The 19707-nt window shown below is 56.2% G+C and carries 14 protein-coding genes and 2 pseudogenes; 8 read left to right on the top strand and 8 right to left on the bottom strand.

Annotated elements, in window-relative coordinates; genetic code table 11:
- Positions 1–52 precede the first annotated feature (52 nt).
- Complete coding sequence (locus tag BK662_RS12275) at positions 53–1477, top strand: type VI secretion system Vgr family protein (protein ID WP_123358282.1); 1425 nt, start codon at positions 53–55, stop codon at positions 1475–1477.
- Positions 1478–1674: 197 nt separating this feature from the next.
- Here BK662_RS12275 and BK662_RS12270 read toward each other — a convergent pair whose 3' ends face one another.
- Positions 1675–2538 carry a LysR substrate-binding domain-containing protein gene (locus tag BK662_RS12270; protein ID WP_123358281.1) on the bottom strand — a complete coding sequence of 288 codons (864 nt, stop codon included), beginning with the start codon at positions 2536–2538 and terminating at the stop codon, positions 1675–1677.
- Between the two features lie 113 nt (positions 2539–2651).
- Between BK662_RS12270 and BK662_RS12265 the strand changes: the two genes are divergently transcribed.
- The 3 genes from BK662_RS12265 (at position 2652) to BK662_RS12255 (ending at position 5494) form a co-directional block, all read left to right on the top strand.
- Entirely contained in the window at positions 2652–3761 is a 1110-nt protein-coding gene (locus tag BK662_RS12265) for a 2-aminoethylphosphonate--pyruvate transaminase (RefSeq protein WP_123358280.1), read from the top strand.
- 165 nt (positions 3762–3926) lie between these two features.
- Entirely contained in the window at positions 3927–4754 is an 828-nt protein-coding gene (gene phnX / locus BK662_RS12260; protein WP_123358279.1) for a phosphonoacetaldehyde hydrolase, read from the top strand.
- A 191-nt stretch (positions 4755–4945) separates the two neighbouring features.
- On the top strand, positions 4946–5494 hold the full coding sequence (locus BK662_RS12255) for a cytochrome b (RefSeq protein WP_123358278.1): 549 nt from the start codon (positions 4946–4948) through the stop codon (positions 5492–5494).
- A gap of 47 nt (positions 5495–5541) precedes the next feature.
- Here the strand turns inward: BK662_RS12255 and BK662_RS12250 are convergent, their stop codons facing one another.
- Both BK662_RS12250 and BK662_RS12245 read right to left on the bottom strand, forming a co-directional pair.
- Positions 5542–6468, bottom strand: a complete 927-nt coding sequence (locus BK662_RS12250; RefSeq protein ID WP_123358277.1) for a 1-aminocyclopropane-1-carboxylate deaminase/D-cysteine desulfhydrase — start codon at positions 6466–6468, stop codon at positions 5542–5544.
- Between the two features lie 171 nt (positions 6469–6639).
- Positions 6640–8679 (bottom strand): NADPH-dependent 2,4-dienoyl-CoA reductase, encoded by a 2040-nt coding sequence (locus BK662_RS12245; RefSeq protein ID WP_123358276.1) that lies wholly within the window; start codon positions 8677–8679, stop codon positions 6640–6642.
- Positions 8680–9623: 944 nt separating this feature from the next.
- Here BK662_RS12245 and BK662_RS12240 point away from each other — a divergent pair.
- Positions 9624–9887, top strand: a pseudogene (locus BK662_RS12240) (transposase); the annotation flags it as partial.
- Between the two features lie 174 nt (positions 9888–10061).
- Here BK662_RS12240 and BK662_RS12235 read toward each other — a convergent pair.
- Positions 10062–10136 (bottom strand): annotated as a pseudogene (locus BK662_RS12235) (ATP-binding protein); the annotation flags it as partial.
- A gap of 891 nt (positions 10137–11027) precedes the next feature.
- Between BK662_RS12235 and BK662_RS12230 the strand changes: the two are divergent.
- The gene (locus tag BK662_RS12230) at positions 11028–12662 is read left to right on the top strand and encodes an ABC-F family ATP-binding cassette domain-containing protein (protein WP_123358275.1); all 1635 of its coding nucleotides are present in this window, start codon (positions 11028–11030) and stop codon (positions 12660–12662) included.
- A 762-nt stretch (positions 12663–13424) separates the two neighbouring features.
- Complete coding sequence (locus BK662_RS12220; RefSeq protein WP_123358274.1) at positions 13425–13703, top strand: hypothetical protein; 279 nt, start codon at positions 13425–13427, stop codon at positions 13701–13703.
- Positions 13704–13788: 85 nt separating this feature from the next.
- On the opposite strand, the gene BK662_RS36005 is transcribed toward BK662_RS12220, so the two are convergent.
- Positions 13789–14241: a lysis system spanin subunit gene (locus tag BK662_RS36005; RefSeq protein WP_446033146.1), complete on the bottom strand. Its 453-nt coding sequence runs from the start codon at positions 14239–14241 to the stop codon at positions 13789–13791.
- Here BK662_RS36005 and BK662_RS12210 point away from each other — a divergent pair.
- A complete protein-coding gene (locus BK662_RS12210) occupies positions 14153–14560 on the top strand; it encodes a LysR substrate-binding domain-containing protein (protein ID WP_259695905.1) in 408 nt (135 codons plus the stop codon). The two genes, BK662_RS36005 and BK662_RS12210, sit on opposite strands and share 89 nt — an antisense overlap.
- 304 nt (positions 14561–14864) lie before the next feature.
- On the opposite strand, the gene BK662_RS12205 is transcribed toward BK662_RS12210, so the two are convergent.
- The 3 genes from BK662_RS12205 to poxB all read right to left on the bottom strand — a co-directional run bounded on the left by BK662_RS12205 (position 14865) and on the right by poxB (position 18856).
- Positions 14865–15782: an alpha/beta fold hydrolase gene (locus BK662_RS12205; RefSeq protein WP_123358273.1), complete on the bottom strand. Its 918-nt coding sequence runs from the start codon at positions 15780–15782 to the stop codon at positions 14865–14867.
- Positions 15783–15901: 119 nt separating this feature from the next.
- Positions 15902–16867 (bottom strand): 2-hydroxyacid dehydrogenase, encoded by a 966-nt coding sequence (locus BK662_RS12200; protein ID WP_123358272.1) that lies wholly within the window; start codon positions 16865–16867, stop codon positions 15902–15904.
- A 267-nt stretch (positions 16868–17134) separates the two neighbouring features.
- A complete protein-coding gene (gene poxB / locus BK662_RS12195) occupies positions 17135–18856 on the bottom strand; it encodes a ubiquinone-dependent pyruvate dehydrogenase (protein ID WP_123358271.1) in 1722 nt (573 codons plus the stop codon).
- Positions 18857–19707 lie beyond the last annotated feature (851 nt).

Raw genomic sequence — 19707 nt, 5'->3', positions numbered from 1 at the left:
GGCTATGGTTCCGTACCCTCTGCGCCCATCCTCCCTGGTAGAAGCGCGTTCGATGCACAACGACAAGGAAAGCCCCTTCACCCTGACACTTCTTGACGGCGGTTTGAGTCTGCAGGTGTTGCAGTTCAGTGGCCGTGAAGGTCTCAACCAGCCCTATCGATTCGACATCGACGTGATCGGCCTCGCACCGGCGATGAACCTCGACCAATGGTTACAACAACCGGCGTTTTTGCGGCTGGCGGGTGACCAGGGCATTCACGGCGTGATCCACAGCGTCAGCCGCGAACATCGCGGCCCGCACCGGGTCGGCTACTCCCTGGTGTTGACGCCCCATCTTCAACAACTTGACCTGCACAGCTCGCGTCGGGTGTTTCATCGTCTCAGCGTGCCCGCGATCGTGCACCAATTGCTGGAGGAGCATCAATTACCCGAGCACAGCTACCGCTTCGAACTGGCAAACGGGTGCTACCCGCCCCGACCTTTTTGCATTCAGTACGATGAGAGCGATCTGGCCTTCATGCAGCGGCTGTGTGAAGAAGAAGGCATCCACTATCACTTCGAACATCAGCATGACGGGCACGTGCTGGTGCTGGCCGATGACAGCCTGAGTTTCCCTCAGGAACCGCTGCTGATGCCGTTCCATGACGACGCATTCAACGACTCCGCCTTGCCGGTGATCAGCGAACTGTTCCAGCGCCATGACCCGGACCTCGCCCCTGCACGATGGGAGGCCAGAAACCGCGGCACGCAGGTGATCGGCGATGGAGCAGCGAACCACCCGCTCACCAGAACGGCCCCGATGACGGCACGCCCCGCGCCTGAACAGCTGCATCACGATCAGCTCAGCCGCCGACGGCTGGAACGCCTGCGTTGCCAGCAACGGCAGATCCACGGCCAAAGCAACCAGAGCGAACTGTGCAGCGGACGGATCCTGCAAGTGGCGCAGCACCCGCTCTCGAGTTTCAACGATCAGTGGCTGCTCACCGATATCCGGCACCAAGGACAGCAGCCGTCGATTCTCGCCGAGGACCAGCCCGGCAGTGCCCGACGCTACAGCAATCAGTTCACCGCCATTCCCTGGTCAACGGTCTTCAGGCCGGCGCTCAAACACGCCAGGCCGAGCATCCCGGGCTATCAGACCGCCCGGGTGCTGGGCCCTGCCGGGCAACCGGCAGCGCTCGATGATCAGGGCCGGATACAGGTCAGACTATGGCCGACGCCGGCGCTCGAGGTGGATGAATCCGACGGTCTCTGGCTACCGGTCGCCCTCGCAACACCGGATGGTCGGATCGATCCGGCCAGGCTCCCCATGGCCGGCACCGAGGTGTTGGTCAGCTTTCTCGACAGCGACCCGGACCGACCAGTGCTGTGTGCCGGCATGGGTCATACCCAGCCTTCCCGGCCCGTTCCGGAGCCACGTCGCGATGGCCGTCTGCTGCTCGATTGGCTGGTCAACCGCTCGGATCCCATGCAGTGACGCCTTTGTCGATTACCGATTGCACACGGCGAGTGGTGGCGACGTTTCTGGAGATGGTTCGCGAGAGTCTGTAGGCAGGTCCGGCCTCATCGCGAGCAGGCTCGCTCCCACAGGGGGATCTTCGCTGGTCACACATTTTGTGTCTGATGCAAAAATCATTGTGGGAGCGAGCCTGCTCGCGATGCAGGCGCCGCGGTCTATCTAGCGGGCGCCAACCCAAAAAACGCCTGTATCAACCGCAAATCCCGCCGCCGTTCCATGCACCCGATCATGTGCCGATTGACCAACCCCTCACCAATAATCGGCACCGCCGCCACTCGCGGGTCGTGGCTGACTTCCACCGACGACACCACGCCCACGCCCAATTCTGCGGCCACGGCCTCGGTCACTGCCTCGCGACTGTCCAGCTCCAGCAACACCCGAGGATTGACCTTGGCCTGAGCGCACGCCTCGTCGAACGTGCGTCGGGTAATCGAACTCGGCTCGCGCAAGACCATGATCACCTGGTCCAGGTCCTTGAGCTGTACTCCTTTCGACTTCTGGGCCCACGGATGTCCAGCAGGCACCAACGCGCAAATCCTCGACTCGCTCAACGCTTGCAGGTGCAGCCCCTTGCGCGGCTCGACCTCGGTCAGCACCGCCACGTCGGCATGCTCCGACAACAACGCGGCCAATGTTTCCTGAGCATTGCCCAACCGCAAGTTCACGGTGATCCCCGGATAACGCGCGCGCAGGCTGGCAAGCATCGGCATGACCATGTGCGGTCCGTCCGCCGCCACTTCCAGACGCCCGGTCAGCAACTGCCGGTTGGCCTCCAGCATCACCTGCGCTTCTTCGGCCAGGCCGAACATCGCCCGAGTGATCGCCGCCAGTTTAGTGCCCTCTTCCGTCAGCTCGACGCGCCGCGCGGTACGTCGCAATAACGTGATCTGGTAGTGCTCCTCCAACGCCTTGATGTGCCCGGTGACGGCCGGCTGACTGATAAACAACCGCGCGGCGGCACGAGTAAAGCTGCCCTCGCGGGCCACGGCGTCGAAGGCGCGCAGCTGGAACAGATTCATGAATAACCCTCACTGATGGCTGGTATAACAACAAACAATTTGATTGATAGCTCACCGAATTGCAATTTATGTCCCGTAGCTTCATCCCACGGAGCTTTTGCGAGGACACAAGAATGAGTACTGCCGAGCCCATCCTGCTCACCCCCGGCCCATTGACCACATCGAGCCGCACCCGTCAGGCAATGATGGTCGACTGGGGCTCATGGGATGACCGCTTCAACCAACTGACCGCGAGCCTCTGCGAACAACTACTGACAATCATCAACGGGGGCGACAGCCATCACTGCGTGCCGTTACAAGGCAGCGGCACTTTTGCGGTCGAAGCGGCCATCGGCACACTGGTGCCTCGCGACGGTAAAGTGCTGGTATTGATCAACGGCGCCTACGGCAAACGCCTGGCGAAAATCTGCGAAGTGCTCGGCCGCTCGTTCAGCACCTTCGAAACCGCCGAAGACGAACCGACCACCGCCGCCGACGTCGACCGCCTGCTGCGGGCCGATACCAGCATCACCCACGTCGCGCTGATTCACTGCGAAACCAGCACCGGCATCCTCAACCCGCTGGCGGAAATCGCCCACGTTATCGAGCAGCACGGCAAACGCCTGATCATCGACGCCATGAGCTCGTTTGGCGCCCTGCCGATCGACGCCCGGGACGTGCCATTCGACGCACTGATCGCCGCCTCGGGCAAATGCCTGGAAGGTGTGCCGGGGATGGGGTTCGTTTTTGCGCGCAAAGAAGCGCTGGCCAATGCTGCCGGTAACTCGCACTCACTGGCGATGGACCTGTTCGATCAGCACACCTACATGGCCAAGACCGGCCAATGGCGCTTCACCCCGCCAACTCACGTGGTCGCGGCGCTGCACGAAGCGCTACTGCAATACAACGAAGAAGGCGGCTTGCCCGCACGGTATCAACGCTACGCCAATAACTGCCAGGTGCTGCTCGATGACATGGCCAAACTGGGGTTGCGCAGCTTCCTGCCCGCCGCGATCCAGGCGCCGATCATCGTCACCTTCCACGCGCCGAAAGACCCGCGCTATCAGTTCAAGGAATTCTACGAGCGGGTCAAGGCCAAGGGTTTCATCCTCTACCCCGGCAAACTGACCCAGGTCGAAACCTTCCGCGTCGGCAGCATCGGCCACCTCAACCAGGCCGAAATGCGCGCGGCTGTGGCGGCGGTCGCCGAGGTGCTGCGCGAGATGGAAGTACTCGACATCTGATTCACCACCCATCCCTGTGGGAGCGGCGGTGCGACGATTCGACTTGCTCGCGAAAGCGGACTGACATTCAACATTGATGTCGACTGACACACCGCCTTCGCGAGCAAGCCCGCTCCCACCAAAAGCAGCTCCCCTATTAGCCAGTTGCCACAGGATTTAATCACCATGCACTACACCAACCCAACCAAACTCCAAGCCGCCATCCTCGACTGGGCCGGCACCGTGGTCGACTTCGGCTCCTTCGCCCCGACGCAGATTTTCGTCGAAGCCTTCGCCGAGTTCGACGTCCAGGTTTCCATCGAAGAAGCCCGCGGGCCGATGGGCATGGGCAAGTGGGACCACATTCGTACCCTGTGCGATCAGCCTCAAGTCGCCGAGCGTTACCGCAACGTGTTCGGTCGCACCCCGACCGACGATGACGTTACCGCCATTTACAAACGCTTCATGCCGCTGCAGATCGAAAAAATCGCCGAACACTCGGCCCTGATTCCGGGCGCCCTGGACACCATCGCCAATCTGCGCCAGCAAGGGATCAAGATCGGCTCCTGCTCCGGCTACCCGAAACAGGTCATGGACAAAGTCGTCGAACTGGCCGCCTCCAACGGCTACGCCGCCGATCACGTAGTCGCCACCGACGAAGTGCCCAACGGCCGCCCATGGCCGGCTCAGGCACTGGCCAACGTGATTGCCCTGGGTATCGACGACGTTGCGGCTTGCGTGAAAATCGACGACACGGTGCCGGGCATCCTCGAAGGTCGCCGCGCCGGCATGTGGACCGTGGCGTTGATCTGCTCCGGCAACGCGCTGGGTCTGGATTACGAAAGCTATCGCGCCCTGAGCAGCGATAAACTGGCCAGCGAACGCAAGCGCATTCACGCAATGTTCGAAGGTTCACGGCCGCACTACATGATCGACACCATCACCGATTTACCCGAGGTGATTGCCGACATCAACAAGCGTCTGGCCAATGGCGAGATGCCGCAAACCAATTGATTGCACCTTTCACTTCATAAAAAAGCGCCAGTTCCTTTAACGGAGCTGGCGCTTTTTTGTGGCCGATCACTTGATCTAGAGCATTAAACAGCCCATTGCCCGCAGGCAAATCCAGCCAAACAGGATTACAGTGACTGCACACCGTCGAACAAGAACGGTGACTTCAGACCAGACCTGTGAGGAAACACCGTATGCCCTGGAAGAATTCCGAATCACGTTACAGCACCGTATCGATCGCGCTGCACTGGTTAATGCTGGTTCTGTTAATAGCGGTTTACGCCTGTATCGAATTGCGCGGGATATTCCCCAAAGGCAGCGGCGGCCGGACGCTGATCAAGGAAGCGCACTTCATGCTCGGCCTGACGGTATTCGTGCTGGTCTGGCTGCGGCTGTTCGCCCGCAGCCTGGGGCCGGCGCCGCAGATCTTTCCCGCCTCGCCTCAATGGCAAACCCTGCTCGCCAAACTGATGCATTGGGCGCTGTATATTTTCATGATCACCATGCCGATTCTGGGCTGGTTGATTACCAGCGCCGAGGGGCATCAGGTGATGTTCTATGGCATCGACCTGCCGTTGCTGATCGAAGAAAACAAACCGCTGGCCAAGCAACTTGAGGGCTGGCATGTGCTCGGCGGGACGATCGGCTACTGGCTGATCGGACTGCACGCCGTGGCCGGGCTCTACCACCACTATGTAGTGCGCGATAACACCTTGCTGCGGATGATGCCCAAGCGCGGTTGAGCCCGGCTACTGAAAATACTGATCACCACAAAAGCACAATGCCCCCTTCAGGTTTGTGAACTGAAACCCCGGCGGCCCTGCAAGCCGCCGGTGTGGATGAAGATCAGCCGCGTTCCCCGGGCAAATTTACCCGCCTCCACTTGCTGCTTGAGCGCCAGCAACGCTTTGCCGGTGTACAGAGGTTCGAGGGGAATGCCGCTGGCCTGTTCGGTCTGCTCGATGAACGCAAGCAACGGCGGATCGATTTTGGCAAAACCGCCACGGCTAGCGTCCAGCAGTTCATACGCGGGATCGATCAGACCGGCTTCCTGCACAATCATCTCGACCTGCTGCGTCACGCCATGATCGTCAGGCACCGCCAGCGCGCCATACACCGGATGCTCACCCGCCTCGGCCAGAACCAGCCCCGCCAGGGTGGTACCCGTTCCGCAGGCCAGCCACCATCCGTCGTAGTTGCTCCAGGCCGGACCACTCAGTTGCTCGCAGGCCAGAGTCACCAATTGCCCGCAGCCCTTCGCCCCAAGCAAGCCGCCGCCACCTTCCGGCACTGGATGTAGCTCGGGGTATTGCTCCCTCCATGGCGCCCAGAAACCTGGTTCGTGCCGCGCTCGATAACCGCCATAACCCAACCAGTGCAAATGCATGCCGAACGCCTGCAAGTCCTTCACCGTCGGGGTGTCTTGCGGATGCCCGCGCAGCAGGCCGACCGTGGTGAAACCGAAGCGTTTGCCCGCTGCGGCCAATGCATGCAGATGGTTGGAATGGGCACCGCCCAGGCTGATGATGCCCTGGGCGCCGTTCTCGTCGGCAGCTTTCAGGTGTTCAATGAGTTTGAACCACTTGTTGCCACTGATCAGCGGGTCAATCTGGTCCAGACGCAGGATTGCTACTTCGATGCCAGCGGTGGCGAGCCAGTCGAGGTGAAGGGATTCGAGGGGGGCTTGGGGGAGCCAGTTGGCAGGAGGAGAAAGCATTGGCGCCTGATCGTTCTCAGATAGAGCCCGCATTCTAGTCGCTCAAAGGAACCCATCGCGAGCAGGCTCGCTCCCACATTGGATTTGCGTCGGTCACAAAATACGTGAACACCACAAAACCTGTGGGAGCGAGCCTGCTCGCGATGGCCATTGGCACGTTAAACCTGCGTATTACAACTCAGCCGCCAACCGCGAACCCTGGTTAATCGCGCGCTTGGCATCCAGCTCCGCCGCCACGTCCGCGCCGCCGATCAAATGCACGTTCTGCCCGGCCGCAACCAGACCGTCCTGCAACTCACGCAACGGATCCTGCCCGGCGCAGATCACGATGTTGTCCACCGGCAGCACCTGCGGTTCGCCGCTTTCGCCGATGCGGATGTGCAGGCCTTCGTCGTCGATCTTCAGGTACTCGACGCTGTTGAGCATCTGCACCTGCTTGTTCTTAAGTCCCGTGCGGTGAATCCAGCCAGTGGTCTTGCCCAGACCGTCGCCGACCTTGGATGTCTTGCGTTGCAGCAGGAACACTTCACGGGCCGGCGCATGCGGCTCAGCCTTGATCCCCGCAACACCGCCGCGCGCTTCGAGGTGTGTATCGATGCCCCACTCCTTCCAGAACGCTTCGCGGTCCTGACTGGTGGCCACACCCTCGTGAACGAGGAATTCCGACACGTCGAAACCGATACCGCCGGCGCCGATCACCGCGACACGCTTGCCCACCGGTTTGCGCTCGAGGATCACGTCCAGGTAGCTCAGCACCTTGGCGTGCTCGACGCCCGGAATCGCCGGCACCCGTGGCGCGATGCCGGTCGCCAGGATGATTTCGTCGTAACCCCCCTCGACCAGCTGCGCCACATCCACACGGGTGTTCAGGCACAGCTCGACGTTGGTGGTCTGCAATTTGCGGTTGAAGTAGCGCAGGGTTTCGAAGAACTCTTCCTTGCCCGGCACGCGCTTGGCGATGTTGAACTGGCCGCCGATTTCGCTGGCTGAATCGAACAGGGTCACCTGATGACCACGCTCAGCAGCCACGGTGGCGGCGGACAGACCTGCAGGGCCGGCACCGACCACTGCGATTTTCTTGATCTGCTGCACCGGCAGGTAATTGAGTTCGGTTTCATGGCAGGCCCGCGGGTTCACCAGGCAACTGGTCAACTTGCCGCCAAAGGTGTGATCCAGGCACGCCTGGTTGCAACCGATGCAGGTGTTGATTTCATCGCCACGGCCGGCCGCAGCCTTGTTGACGAAATCCGGGTCGGCGAGGAACGGGCGCGCCATGGACACCAGGTCGGCATCGCCTTCGGCCAGAATCTGCTCGGCGACTTCCGGGGTATTGATGCGGTTAGTGGTGATCAGCGGAATTCCTACCTCCCCACGTAGTTTGGCCGTGACCTTGCTGAACGCCGCACGCGGCACCTTGGTGGCGATGGTCGGAATCCGCGCTTCGTGCCAGCCGATGCCGGTGTTGATGATCGTCGCACCGGCCTGCTCGATGGCCTTGGCCAATTGCACGATCTCTTCCCAGCTGCTGCCGCCTTCCACCAGATCGAGCATCGACAGGCGGAAGATAATGATGAAATTCGGGCCGACCGCTTCGCGTACCCGGCGGACGATTTCTACCGGCAGGCGCATGCGGTTTTCGTAAGCACCGCCCCAGCGGTCAGTGCGATGGTTGGTGTGGGCCGCGAGGAACTGGTTAATGAAATAACCTTCGGAGCCCATGATCTCGACGCCGTCGTACTCGGCTTTTTGCGCAAGCGCCGAGCAGGTGACGAAATCACTGATCTGCTTTTCGATGCCTTCCTCATCCAGCTCTTTAGGCTTGAACGGGTTGATCGGCGCCTGGATCGCGCTCGGGGCCACCTGTTTCGGGCTGTAGGCATAACGCCCGGCATGAAGAATCTGCATGCAGATCTTGCCGCCCGCCTCATGCACCGCTCGGGTGACGATCAGGTGCTTGAGCGCCTCTTCCTCGGTGGTCAGCTTGGCCGCGCCGGAGTAAACCCCGCCCTCGTCGTTCGGGCCGATACCGCCGGTAACCATCAGGCCTACACCGCCACGGGCACGCTCGGCGAAATACGCCGCCATGCGCTCGAAACCGCCGGGCTTTTCCTCGAGGCCCGTGTGCATCGAGCCCATCAGGGTGCGGTTGCGCAACGTGGTAAAACCCAGGTCCAGCGGGGCCAACAGGTGCGGGTAATGAGCGGCGGCCATCGGTAACTCCACAACGAGCGATCACGGAAAAAATGCAGGAGCTCTTCGGCCCCCGTCAGTCATGTTCGACAGACTAAGAGTCGCACTGCTGTCACTCAATGACCGTAACTGACAACTTATTGATCCAAATGTGCAGCACCCCTTGGCAAGCGCAGGCATGGGCCCTACCCTAGTCGCGAACCCTGCCATGAGTTTTCACTACGATTGGAATTCTTTTCATTAAGAATGGAATCAGCTGACCATAGCCAGCCGTATCGCGAAAACCTTAAACGCCAGCATGGGCACCGTTTGTGAAAGGTTTTATGTCGTGATGTCGGACCATTGCTAGAAGAGTTTCCGCGGTGCAGCGCTGAACAGCCTCACTCCGAAGCACACCTCCAGCTTGGCGACACTCTTGGCCCCGCAGTTGGTATAGCTCAAGCATCAAGCGGTCTTGGCGAAGCTATCGACCCCGGCACTGCGCACAAAGCATTCGATACACCTGAAGGTTTCCATAGATGTCACAATAAACTTTGGGCTTACACAGCTTATTGCAATTACCGTCTACCTTCCCTTCGTCGGTCATTAAAAGTAAAATGAAGTCATTAGATTTTACAGCGGGCGAGTATGAGGGTTTCGGAAAGACAAGTTGGTGACGACGACTTTGCAGGATAAAAGGCAGGACTTTAAATTGAAGTCACCGAAATCGCCTGCATGGGTCCTAAATAGGCAGCAATCGGCCCAGAGTGTGTAAAACGCTTCGCCAAAATTGAAGTGTGCGCGTCTACGTTAAATCTGAAATTTATCGGCACGTCAGCAGATGTGGATTTCGCGTAGAAACGCGATTTTCAGTCCGGTTTTGAGTACCTGTCACGCTCAAAAACGTTTTTACACAGCCTCGGCCAAAAGCTGTCGGTCGCCAACTCCACCAATCAGTAGCGAAAAGGCCAGCAAAGCCTACCAGCCAAGGCACCTTACTTCCCGAGAGCCTCGACGACTGCGTCAGCGATACCAATCCGGTGCACGTAGTCGACTTCTTTGTCGACGAACTCGACCTGGTCAATTTGGGTTTTGAAGGTGCCATTCCAGCCGATACTGGCCGGCCTGCTTACCACCCCGCAATCTTACTGAAGAACTACATCTACGACTATCTCAACCAGATCCAGTCGAGCCGACGTTTGGAGCGAGAAGCTCAACGCAACGTCGGGCGGATGTGGTTGGTCAGCCAACCCAGTGTACTAACTACGAGCGCACTCGAGAAATCGAGCGACACCACCCAGCTGGTTTGATGAGGCCGGTACAGCAATGACCTTTTTGAATACGCATGACACGTCAACGGAACGTGTAATCGCATTTTTTTCTCTCAGTTTATTCCTTGTTTTCTCATTAATTTTTTTGTCCTAGGAGATGACGATATGCCCGGATTCGAGCGGTTCCCTTAAAACCTCCAGCACTTTGCGATCAAATTCCGGGATTTTGCTGTTTGAGACTTTAATCACAAAAAGTTGTCAAAAATACGGAGATCAGCCCTCCGCTGTGATTAGGCGAATTTGGCGTTCGGGTCAGGTGAGATGCAGGCTTCCAAGAAGCTCGTCACCTCTCCGAAGTAAGGGACAGTGTCCGGCGCATTGGTCAGGTGGAGGAATTCAAAGAGACGATCAGCTTCAAGTCGCGCCGGTTTAACGTGATCGCGGTTGGTTAACAACAAAATCGTTGAACAGATGCAGCCCCCTTCCCACCTTGTGGGAGGGGGGTAGACCTCTCGTGGTTATTTCACCCTTTACTGGACGCCGACGGAGCAATCTCCGTCTGAACCAGGCATGTGTAACGAAATTAGCGAGTTTATGCTCCGGACATAACTTCGCTAATTTCCATACGCCTTGCGTCGAAGCGTTCATTCACTAGACGCATAACGAGGCAATGCAATTGAAATCAAAGCTGCAAGCAGTACGAATGCACTTGATAGGTAAAAGGTGTTGACGGTTGCGCTTAAGCTCAATCGTGCTGGTGTCGTCAGGAGTAGGATTGACGCGGCCGAAATGCAGCGGTGAAATGCGCATACAAAAACAGGGGCCAATGGCCTAATGCCGATCAGTTGAGTTGCCAAACATGTGGGAGCAATCTCGCTCCCACATGGAGTTCTTTTTGGTTAATAGAATTTGACCCTGCCGTCAAAGCCATATAAATTCGGCGGAATGCCAGACCAAAAAGTTCAAGGTCGATATTCGATAACTGAAGGATAACCCGCTAAGCCATGTGATACGCGATTCTTTTCCGCCCTCGATAGGCTCGAACGTTGCTTTTCGCCACGTCCGCGCACTTGTCAAGCCGCCATGCGAACGTTTGCTGGCGCTGCCGGAGAATCGCTTATGTCTGAATCTCTCATTCACACTTCCCAACTTTGCTTTGCCTGGCCCAACGGTCAGATTGTATTTGATCAACTGTCCTGCGTATTTGGTCCGCTCCGCACCGGTTTAGTGGCACCTAATGGCGCCGGCAAGAGCACATTACTAAGACTCTTGGCGGGCCATATTGAGCCCATGGCAGGTCAGATTGCCGTTCAGGGGACGCTGGCCTATCTTCCTCAACATTTACCGCTGACACTCGACATGAGCGTCGCCCAACTACTGGGCATTGCGGTGAAATTAGAAGCCTTGGCTGCAATTCTTTCGGGCAATGCTGAGCAAGCTCTCTTTGACTTGGTCGGAGACGATTGGGACATCGAGGAGAAAACTCGTGCAGGCTTGGCTCGCTTGGGTCTTGGCGATGTGCCATTTGATCGTAAGTTGAACGAATTTAGCGGCGGTGAAATCATGTCGCTGGGGCTGGCTGCGCAGTTACTCGGTCAACCCGACATCCTGTTATTGGATGAGCCTTCTAACAATCTCGACCATCAGGCGCGACAACGACTGTATCAAGTGCTCGATACTTGGAGCGGCTGCCTGGTTGTAGCCAGTCATGATCGCGAGTTGTTGGAGCGTATGGACCAGGTCGCCGAGTTGAACCGCACTGAATTGCGTCTCTACGGTGGAGGCTTCAATTTCTACCAGCAAGTAGTCCGAGCTCAACAGCAAGCTGCCCAGCAAAACGTGAACAGCCTGCGAAAAGAGGTGAAGCGTGACCAGCGACAGATGCAGTTGGCGCGTGAAAGGGCTGAACGTCGGGCAAGTAACGCCTCCCGTAACCTTGCTTCGGCAGGATTGCCGAAAATCGTCGCTGGTAATCTCAAGCGCGGCGCCCAAGTGTCGGCGGCTAAATCCAACGAAGCCCATGGGGCGAAGGTTGATCGTACTCAAGCACGGTTAGCCGAGGCCAAACATGCTTTGCGTGAGGAGCTCTGTTCGGACCTTTCACTGCCTGCGACTCAGGTGCCTCAAGGCCTGATTGTCTTTTCTGGGAAAAGCATGCAGGTCCTTCGCGATGAAAGACCACTGTTTGGTTCGTCAGGAGTGGATCTTGATATTCGCGGCCCCGAACGAATCGGCCTCAGTGGTGCGAACGGGGTAGGCAAATCTACATTGCTGCAGGTGATCGGTGGCATATCTCACTTCACTGCAGAAACAATCTGCCGTGGGTCAGGACGAGTGGCCTACCTTTCTCAGCGCTTGGATCTGCTAGATGCTGAGGCCTCTGCGGTCGAGAATTTCGCGCGGTTTGCGCCAACCCTACCGGCTATAGAGCGAGCCAATCGTCTGGCTCGCATGCTCCTGCGCGGTGAGCAAATGCAATTGCCGGTAGGATTGCTGTCGGGAGGGGAACGTTTGCGCGCCATATTGGCATGTTTGCTACACGCTGAACCGGCGCCGCAGTTACTGCTGCTAGACGAGCCGACTAACAGTCTGGATCTGGATGCGGTGGGACAGCTCGAAATGGCATTGAGTGCTTACCGAGGGGCGCTCGTGGTGGTGAGTCATGATGAGCGCTTTCTGAAGGCACTCAATTTGACTCGGCGCCTGTCGCTTGTAGAGGGTAAGCTAGAAGAGTGTCGTCATGCCGACTGCTAATGCTTGCGCAAGTTCGCTACGCCTACCTGTTCAAGCAGAGAGGCTTAACTGATCGGCATTAGGCCAATGGGGAACTGACCCAGAACATCGTCTCGACTCCCAACTCCATCGAGGATTGTTTTCCTTGCTCAATCCTCCTTTAATCGCAAGAAATAAAAATCCGATGCTTGTATTGGCATGGGATTTTTTATGCGTCCCGCTCAAGCACTGGCCGACGTGGCCTTGGCGCACTCCGTGCAGAGGTGTACCCGACGAGTCCAGTGCCGCGCGTCATCATGGAGCGGCTGTCTGACAGAAAGGTTTCGCCGGGGTGACCCAGATAGACGCTGACATTTGCCAATGGCACGAACTGTCTTTTGGCCGGCATCACGCCGGAGAAACCCCATGGAAAATCGAGTGCTCAACGCTCCCCGCCAACACTGGCCAATTCCTGCTGCCATGATCGGTGGACCCGTTTGCTCCGGATGTTTTCGCCAATGAAGCCGTCATGTCTTCACTCGGCACATTCATTCCATCTGGCGGTTGGCGCTGTGCGCCTGATCCGTGACACCCCCGCCGTCGTACGACACATTAAAGCCGAACCCTCAAATCCTGATGCAATTCCTGAGTCAGCACATCAGAAATGACAGCGCGCAGCGCCTGATATTCGTTCATCTCGCTCACCCAAATCCACCGGAGGTCTGAATATAGCGCTGCTGGTCGCTTGCGGCTCGAAATTCGTTCGTAGAAATAATACTGCACAGCATTTATGAGTATCTACCATTGGCGGATTTCCTGATTGAAGACACCTACGACTGGCTTGACTCACCCACGCCGCTCGAAACCTGCCAGCACCAGCTGCTGATGAGCGAGAACGAAATTCAGGAGCTGACTACACAGCTTCGCCAGGAGCGCGAGAGGATTTCAAGCTGGTCGAAATACACGGCCAGGCTACCAAGGAGTGCGAAGCACTCCGGTCGCAACTGGCCGCTGCCAGAACTGAGGCAAGTGAAGCAAGCAGGAGAGCATCCGATATCGAAACCAAAAGCGCATGGGAGTTGATGGCGAAAGACAAGCACATCACCGAGCTATCGACCCAAATCAAAATCCTGAACGGCGAAGATCCTTTCGCCAGCCGCTTCCCACATCACTGGGACACTGATCGCGCATAGGCTTGGCACGCCTGTAGCGCGATCAGTCCACGGTCGCCGGCGTCGGTGATGGTGATGGTGATGGTGATGGTGATAATTCGTTGAGCATGCGCCGGGTCAAGTCGGGCGCGTACGGTTGCATGATCCACGCCGCCGGCGCCGGAGGCGGAAGACACTGAACAGCCACCGGCTGAACCCTCGTCGAGGAGGACTGACAGCCGGACATCAGCAGTGGCAAGGCGATCGCGCAGGCGATCCTGGTCACGTTGGGCATCGCTCATTTTCCTGTAGTGGGTTTGCTCGCTGGTAGACAGTCTCTGCTCGAGCACGAGGCGTTTAAGGCTGTCAGATGACATCCGAATGCTTGTGGTGGCAACGCCCGAGTATCTCGAACGCCATGGTATGCCCGAGCATCCGCGAGACCTGCTCAGCCACCAGAGCATTGGCATGCGCATGGCCCACGGCGGCCTCTACCAGTGGGAACTGGAGCGAGACGGTGAGAGGTTGCAGATGGATCTGCCGGTGCGCTTCATTTTCAACGAGATGCTGGCTATCAAACAGGCCGTGGTGATGGGCCTTGGCATCGATTTCATTTCCGAGTGGTTCATGCAGGAAGAACTGGTCAGCGGCGCCCTGGTGCCAGTGCTGGTACCGTGGTGCCCGTCGTTTGGCGGTTTGAGGCTTTACTACTCGGGCCATCGCTTCGTGCCGGCGCGATTACGCGCATTGATTGATCTGGCGCACGCGTTGCGGCCCACTGTGGTTTGAGCATGTCGCTCTGGACCGTTTTCGGCCCAGAGTGTGTAAAAACGCTGCGCCAAAATTGAAGTGTGCGCGTCTACGTTAAATCTGAAATTTATCGGCACGTCAGCAGATGTGGATTTCGCGTAGAAACGCGATTTTCAGTCCGGTTTTGAGTACCTGTCGCGCTCAAAAACGTTTTTACACAGCCTCGGCCAATAGTGGACGTTTATGAAAATCGGTATCTGACCTCGCAAGAGGTATCCATTAGGATAGAGCTGATCACTTCTCTCGGAGTGATGCGCCAATCGACGCCCAGAGTCGATCTGCCTCAACCGATGGATAGAAAGTGGAAAATTTGTGACTGGAATTTCGTCGGCTCTTCGATCCACGGCAAGTGCCCGCTTTCTTCAAATATTTCCAGAGTGGAATTTTCAATACCTGCGTGCATTCGTTCTGCGACGGCGACAGGGCAAACCCAGTCATGCCTGCCACTGGCGATTAGGACGGGTGCTTTTACCAAATGGAGCAAAACCGTCTGATCATTTTGAGCAGCGGCGTCTGCGGCATTTTGACTGCCAAACGCATAAAAAGAGATCGGTTTATCTGAAAGCTGCTGACGGGTAGTGACGAGATTTTTGCTCGGATTATTCAAATACAGCGCAAGGATATTACCGACAAACTCCGTGAGTTCGTCATCGTTGATTGGCTGCCTGTCCTTGCCCGAAAAAAAGCGATGAGCCAATTTGACTGCGCTTGAGTAGTCCTGATCCTCGGCCCGAGTGGAGAGGAAGCGATGAGTATCCTCTGCTGCAGCAAACCCAAACAACTGACTATCGATCAGTATCAACTTGCTGACCCGGTCGGCGTATCGTTGAGCAAAGGACAATGCAATAGCTCCGCCATTTGAGTGTCCCAACAAAACAATAGTGGAGAGCCCGAGGTGCGATCTTAGAGCGTCCAGGTCGTCAGCCATTTGGTTGCTACCCATCATGGCCGGGTCACTTGGGCGCCCAGATAAACCGCTGCCGCGGGTATCCACAAACACCACTCTGAACCGTCCCGTCAGAAAGTCTAGGCCGCGTTGCAGATAAAGGCTTCCTATACCCCATCCAGGAGAAACAACAAACAATAGCGGACCATTCCCTTTTACCTGGTAGTGTAATTTGACGCCGTTCAAGTCTGCAAAGTGACTACCTTGGTTTAACGCCGCAATATTCGTATCTGTGTTTTTGATGAAATTGCTCATTGAAACCTCTTTCATTACGCTACGCCCATGCGCTCGATAAGTCTCGCTTAACGCAAGTAGTAAGTTGCTCTTAGCCTAACGGATAGATGGATGCACAGGATATAGGCTGTGCTAAAAGATCATTCGGCAGTTCGACTGTTCGTCACCCCTTGCAAGGGCAAACCCAAGCGCAGGCGATTGATATTAGCCGCAACGCCTGCCGCAATATCTTTGAGCGAGTCGAGTGTGATGCCAGCAATATGAGGTGTAGCGATCACGTTACTCATTTGCAAAAGCGGATGCTGAGTATCGACAGGTTCCTGCCAGTACACATCTATCCCTGCACCGCCCAAATGCCCCGAGCGAAGTGCGCTAATTAACGCAGCTTCCTCAACGAGACCACCACGCGCCACATTAATAAGCAATGCATCAGAGGGCAGAGAAGCAAGGTCATCGGCACTTATGCTATTGCGGGTTTCAGGAGTGAGGCGAGCGCAGATGACCAATATGTCAGTCTGTTTCAAGCAGGTCGATTTTTCCTCTAGCGAGTAACATTCATCTAAGCCAAATTCCGCCATCTTCGCGGCACTGAACTGGCGCGTCAGGCCGATTAATTTGACGTCAAAAGATTTGAGACGCCGAGCAAGCGGCAATGCGATTGCTCCCAAGCCGAAGAGGCACACTGTACGCCCCGCCAACATACTCCCTGATGGCGCACCCAATATACCGTTCCGCACATTAAGTTGAGCTTGGGTCAGATTTCGGAGCAACGCCAATATCAAAAGCAACGCATGCTCCGCAACGGAGTCTGCGTTTCCTCCATTGGCCGGGACGTTAGCGACTGGAATCCCTAAATCTTCGGCCGCAAGAATATCGATACCTTCCAGACCGACCCCCCATTGTTGCACGAGGCGGCAGCGGCTCATTTCAAGCAAGCGGGAATCGACACCGTGCATTTTGGGAATCAATACATCTATGTTGTGAGGAAGCGTACTTAGATCTTCTCCCGACCACACAATCACTTCGTCACCGGCATCGACTGGCAATGCTTGCTGAAGGGCCTCCGCAGTATCGGGAAAGGTCTCGCCACAGAACACAATTCGCATATTACCTCCACGAACCAGCATGCATGGTTGATATTTGAATACCCATTAGAGGCTAGTATTCCAGCGTCTGCGGCATCGATCGTCTATTGTTCCTTGTGATAATAAGGAGGTCTTGAACGGGGTGTGCTGCGCAGCCGGCGATACCGCTTTTACACTTAGTCTTACGTCTACTGTGTCCGTGATAGAAAATTGGATGAGCGTTTTTTTGCGAGCACTGCAAGTTGCAACGGCACTGCGGCTGTCGACGTTTACTGTGGAATGTAGTGTTTATCGCACCAGGTTCACCTTGGCTAGATCGATGAGCTGCTTGGCCCGGCCATCAAGGACAGCTTTCAACATGAAGAGCCCGAACCCTTGCGCTTCGGCGAATGTGGTTTTTGGCGGCATGATCAACTCTTGCCTTTCGCTGACAACGTCCACCACGACGGGGCCCGGATGAGCAAAGGCTTCCTTCAATGCACCGGCCAAATCCGCAGATTTTTCAACCCGGATGCCCTTGATACCGATGGCTTGGGCCATTGCTGCAAAGTTCGGGTTCTCCAGTTCACAACCAACGTCCAGAAAACCGTGGGCTTTCATCTCCATTTCCACAAAACCCAACGTACCGTTGTTAAGCACGATGATTTTTACGGGCAGTTTCATCTGCCTCAATGTCAGGACATCGCCCATCATCATTGCAAAACCACCGTCGCCAGACATAGAGACGACTTGGCGACTAAGGAAGGCGCACTGCGCACCGATAGCCTGGAGCATTGCATTGGCCATAGAACCGTGGTTGAACGAACCGATGAGGCGGCGCTTCCCGTTCATTTTTAAATAGCGTGCAGCCCAAGCAGTTGGCGTGCCGACGTCGCAGGTGAAAATAGCATCCTCAGACGCCAGTTCGCTAACCAGGCGGGTCACGTACTGCGGGTGAATCATCGCGCCGTCTGAGCCTCCCTCTGCCAGCGCGTCCAGGTCTGCGCGAGTTTCCCTGTAATGCTTCAGGGCAGCATCGAGATGACCGCAGTCATTGTGCTCCTCTAGCAAAGGAAGCAGTACTTGAAGTGTGGGTTTCACTTGGCCAACCAAACCCATGTCCAAACCGCAACGGTTTCCAAGTGCTTCAGCGCGAATATCAACCTGGAAAATGCGCGCATCTGCTGGATAAAACTGCCGGTAAGGGAAGTCGGTGCCCAGCATCAGTAGAGTGTCGCAATCCTTCATAGCCGCATAGCCTGAAGAGAACCCGATTAACCCAGTCATTCCCACATCGTAGGGATTGTCGTACTCGATGAATTCCTTGCCACGAAGCGCATGTACGATAGGAGCTTTCAGCTTCTGAGCTAAGCTCAAAATCTCCTCGTGTGCGCCCGCGCAACCCGCCCCGCAAAGCAGTGTGATCTTTTTGCCTTTATTCAGCATGAAAGCGAGCTGCTCAAGCTCGTCACTGCGCGGATGGATGACAGGATCGCTGGGCACAAGCCAACGCGGTACCGGTACCAAGATAGGATGCAAAGCGACGTCCCCCGGGAGCACCACTACTGCCACCCCTTTTTTTGAGATCGCCGCGCGCATCGCGCGCTCCAACACCTGAGGGAGCTGATCCGGACGGGAAACCAATTCAACATAATGGCTGCATTCCTTGAACAGTACTTCAGGGTGAGTCGTTTGGAAGTATTCGATCCCTATTTCGGTGCTTGGGATATGGGCTGCAATCGCCAATACGGGAACACGGTTTCTGTGAGCATCGAAAAGCCCGTTGATGAGGTGAAGGTTTCCGGGGCCACAGCTACCAGCACAAACGGTCAGCTCGCCGGTAAGGTGTGCTTCCGCACCAGCTGCAAATGCAGCTGCTTCCTCGTTGCGCATATGAATCCAGTCGATGGATTCATCCCGGCGCAGTGCATCCGTAAACCCGTTGAGCGAATCGCCCACCACACCGTAGACGCGCTTCACTCCAGCACCTCGCAAGGCTTCAACTACAAAGTCCGACACTGTTCTTGCCATCTGATGAACTCCTACAAGTAAAGTTTGTCCTGAAAACAAGACGCAAAAATCTGGCAGATAAAGGCGTGGAGCGGAGCATTCCGCATACTTGCTAACATGAGGAAGTCCCCCATAACGCCACCGTAAAAATCGCTGCGCATCCGACGCACGGATCGATATTGACTAGACCAACAACTGTAGTTAAAGCCAATCCTACGTGATGTTCGGATAGGTCGTAACGTACCGCATTCGTCGTACACCATCGAGGTGGAAGGCTATATTCTATTTAGACAGAACGTATTACAGGCCGATATTGATTAGCAGGGGACATACCAAGAGGAAGCTAATGCGAACATGATATATTAGATATCTCAGGCATCAGACTTCTTCCAAAATTAGTCGATATGATCCACTTGCGCACCAAACCAACTGCAGGCAGCTGCAACTTATAGCTAAGTGCAGTAATGATCAGCGCTGGAATCATCCTAAGCGAAAGCTGTGCACCGATCACTTACACATAAGTATCGGTCTATGTCATTCAATTGCTTAACTGATTGATATTCCACGCTTAGAACCCTTTCAGGTTTTGCCTATTTCAACAATTCTGAATCACCTGATCCTGTGTCTAGTCACTGCCTTCATCCAAAGTGGGTGCAACTCATCTGCCTCATGTCGTTGATCAGGTAGTGAGCGGGCCAGTACTGGATTACGAAAGTGCTCCAGATCTGTAATTGTTAGCGACTGCCACGTTGCCGATGGTCCGTGCAAATTCGCAATCTGGGGTGAAGGGCAGATAGAGGAAAAGATTTAAATTCCTTAAGGTTTGTATCGATGTGTATTACCAGGCGGCTCTGATACGTATCGATTTAAAC

It is taken from the genome of Pseudomonas frederiksbergensis (assembly GCF_003732275.1).
Classification (GTDB): Bacteria; Pseudomonadota; Gammaproteobacteria; order Pseudomonadales; family Pseudomonadaceae; genus Aquipseudomonas; species Aquipseudomonas frederiksbergensis_H.
The sequence above is the reverse complement of the archived record's forward strand: the minus strand, read 5'-3'. Positions and strand labels throughout refer to the sequence as shown.